Genomic DNA, 3,060 nt, shown 5'->3' with positions numbered 1-3,060 from the left:
GACCTTGTCGACGACGTCGACGGTGTTGGCGTCGGGCTGGCGCTGCACCGCCATGATGATCGCGCGCGTACCGTCATACCAGCTCGCCGTCGTCGTCGTCTGCACCGAATCGACCACACGGGTCACCTCGCCCAACCGCACGGGGTGACCGTTTTTGGTGGCGATGATGATGTTGGAGAAGCCGGCGGCGTCAGTCAGCTGCGTGTTGGCGGTGATGGTGAGCTGCTGCTTGTCGTTCTGCAGCACGCCGAGCGGCGTGTTGCTGTTGGCCGAGGCGACCGCCGCCTGCAGCTGATCGATCGAGATGCCGCGCGCGGCAAGCGCGGTCGGGTCGATCTGGATGCGCACCGCGTATTTCTGTTGGCCGAAGATCGAGACCTGCGCCACGCCGTCTATGGTCGACAGCGACGGCGAGATGACATTTTCCGCGAAAGCATCGAGATCGGTCAGCGGAACCGTGTCGCTGACCAGCGACATCAAAAGGATCGGCGCGTCGGCCGGATTGACCTTGCGATAGCTCGGCGGCGCCGTCATCTGCGGCGGCAATGATTTCTGCGTGCGCGCGATCGCCGCCTGCACGTCGGCTGCTGCCGCGTCGATGTCGCGGTTGAGCACGAACTGGATGGCGATCGAGGTCTGGCCAAGCGAGTTCGTGGTCGAGATCGAATCGATACCGGCGATGGTTGCGAACTGCTTGATCAGCGGGGTCGCCACCGAAGTGGCCATGGTTTCCGGCGAGGCGCCGGGCAGCGAAGCCGAGACGTTGACCACCGGGAATTCGGCGCTCGGCAGTGCCGCCACCGGCAGGAATTTGTAGGCGAACAGTCCGCCCAGCACGAGGGCGAACGACATCAGAAGGGTGGCGACAGGCCTGCGTATGCAGAATTCGGAGATCATTGGGCCGCCTCGCCGGCTTTGCTCGCCTCGGCCACCTTCGGCGCGGCATCGGCCGTGGCCTTGCCCTCATGCACCGCGGCGCCGTCCTTCAGCCTCGTCTGGCCCTCAGTGACAACTTTCTCGCCGCTTTTCAGCCCCTGGCTGACGGCGCTGTTCTCGCCTTCGGTCAGCGCCACCTGCACCGGCCGCATCTCGACCGTGTTGTCCGGCTTGACGACATAGACGAACGGCCCCTTCTGGCTTGGCTGCACCGCGACCGTGGGAACCGATGTCATCTGCGGCATGATGCCGGCGTCGAGCACGACATTCACATACTGGCCCGGCCATAGCGAAAGGTCCGCATTGGGAATGCTTGCCCGCGTGGCAATCGTGCCCGACGCGGTGTCGACGCTGGAGTCGACGAAATCGAGCGTGCCCTTGCCGATCGGCGTCGGGTCGCCGTCCTTGGTCAGTGTCACCGCGCCCTGCTGCGGGTTGGCAAGCGCCTTGTGCAGCAGGGCCAGGTTACTCTCGGGAAGATTGAAGTTGACCTGCAGCGGGTCCATCTGGGTGATGGTCACCAGCGGGGTCGCCGTACTGCTGTTGCCATTGCTGACGGTGACGAGATCGCCGACGGCGACGCTGACAGCACCCAGCCTGCCGGAAATCGGCGCCGTGATCGTGGCGAAGCCAAGCTGGACATTGTCGGCGTCGATTGTCGCCTTGTCGGCATCGACAGTCGCTGCGGCAGCCTTCTGCGCGGCGACGGCCTGGTCGTAGGTCTGCTGCGTTCCGGCCTGCTTGGCGACCAGATCCTTGGCGCGCTGGAGATCGGACTGCGAGCTGGCGAGCATCGCCTGATCCTTGGCCAGCGCCGCCTGGTCCTTGGCCAGCTGCGCCTTCAGCGCCCGGTCATCGAGCGAAAACAGCAGATCGCCGGTCTTGACCATCTGCCCGTCCTTGACGTCGATGGACACGATCTGGCTGGACACCCGCGCGTTGATGTTGACGACGGCGGGAGAGGAGACGAAGCCGATCGCATAACGCCGGATCGGGAAATCGGCTGTCGAGGCGACGGCCGAGAGGATGGAGGCCGAGCGCCCGGCATTGTCGGCCTTCTTGTCCGAAGCCGCAGCCTGTTTGTCCGGTGCGGCAACCTGCTTTGCGCCGATGACCTGCTGGACCCTGCCAAGCGCGTCAGGCGAAAGATAGAGCCACCCGGCCGCACCCAGGCAGGCGACGGCCAGCAACGAAAGAACGACTTTTCCACGCATGGTCAAAGGCCCTCTCCACCCGACACGTCGTGGTCCGATGGTTCTATTCTAGCGCACGGCCCGTTGCCGCGATTTCGGCGAATAGATAGGACACGCCTTTGTCGGAAAAGGGCCAAAAGGCGGCATTACGAAGATTTAATGTGCACTGCACAATGGATGTGCAAAACGTGGCGGCTCCCGATCCGCACGGTCCGCCGAGAGTGCGAATCCCGTCCCCCTACGATCGGCTCCCCACGGCCTATCTAAGCATCGGCCAAAGCGTCGCCGCCAGCAGCACGCCCATGGCGATGTTGAACCATTTCAGCCGCACCGGGTCCGACAGGAAACCGCGCAGTGCGGTGCCGAACCCAGCCCACACCGAGACGCTCGGCAAATTGACGATGGTGAAGGCCACGGCGATCAACACCACCGACAGGAACGGGTGCTCGGCATTGGCATAGACGGCCATGGCGGTGATCGCCATCACCCACGCCTTGGGATTGACCCACTGGAATGCGGCCGCCTCGATGAAGCGCATGGGCCGCGCGTTCGTCTCGCCCTTGCCGGTCAGCGTGCGCGACATGGCGATCTTCCACGCAAGATAGAGCAGGTAGGCACCGCCTGCGATCTTCAATCCGGTGTGCAGCGCCGGAAACGCCGTCAACACAGCGCCGAGGCCAAGACCGACGGCAAGCAGCAGCACGAGGAAGCCCATGCTGATGCCCAGCATGTGCGGAACGGTTCTGACGAGGCCGAAATTCACGCCCGATGCCAGCAGCATGAGATTGTTCGGCCCCGGCGTGATCGAGGTCACGAAGGCGTAGACAAGCAGGGCAAGGAATGCGTCGAGCGACATGGATATCCTCCCTGACAAGTCAGCACCGGAAGCCTCACTATGGAAGCTGGCTGGCGCGTTCGGCGCCAGCCCCGC

3 protein-coding genes are annotated in these 3,060 nt (G+C 64.2%); all 3 read right to left on the bottom strand.

Annotated elements, in window-relative coordinates; all coding sequences use genetic code 11:
* Positions 1 to 897, bottom strand: an 897-nt coding sequence (locus EOC06_RS31225; RefSeq protein WP_164898829.1) for an efflux RND transporter permease subunit, incomplete at its 3' end; no start/stop codon positions are given.
* Positions 894 to 2,150, bottom strand: coding sequence for an efflux RND transporter periplasmic adaptor subunit (locus EOC06_RS31220; protein WP_128309594.1), 1,257 nt, complete (start codon positions 2,148 to 2,150; stop codon positions 894 to 896). The genes EOC06_RS31225 and EOC06_RS31220, both read right to left, overlap by 4 nt.
* Positions 2,151 to 2,388: 238 nt before the next feature.
* On the bottom strand, positions 2,389 to 2,985 hold the full coding sequence (locus tag EOC06_RS31215) for a LysE family translocator (RefSeq protein WP_128309593.1): 597 nt from the start codon (positions 2,983 to 2,985) through the stop codon (positions 2,389 to 2,391).
* Positions 2,986 to 3,060: the final 75 nt, after the last annotated feature.

This window comes from Mesorhizobium sp. M7A.F.Ca.MR.362.00.0.0 (genome assembly GCF_004023175.1).
GTDB lineage: Bacteria > Pseudomonadota > Alphaproteobacteria > Rhizobiales > Rhizobiaceae > Mesorhizobium.
This window is presented reverse-complemented; position numbering and strand designations above follow the sequence as displayed.

Excerpts from the sequence above, each read along its gene's own strand:
- EOC06_RS31220 (WP_128309594.1), bottom strand. The coding sequence starts at position 2,150 with ATGCGTGGAAAAGTCGTTCTTTCGTTGCTGGCCGTCGCCTGCCTGGGT.
- EOC06_RS31215 (WP_128309593.1), bottom strand. The coding sequence starts at position 2,985 with ATGTCGCTCGACGCATTCCTTGCCCTGCTTGTCTACGCCTTCGTGACC.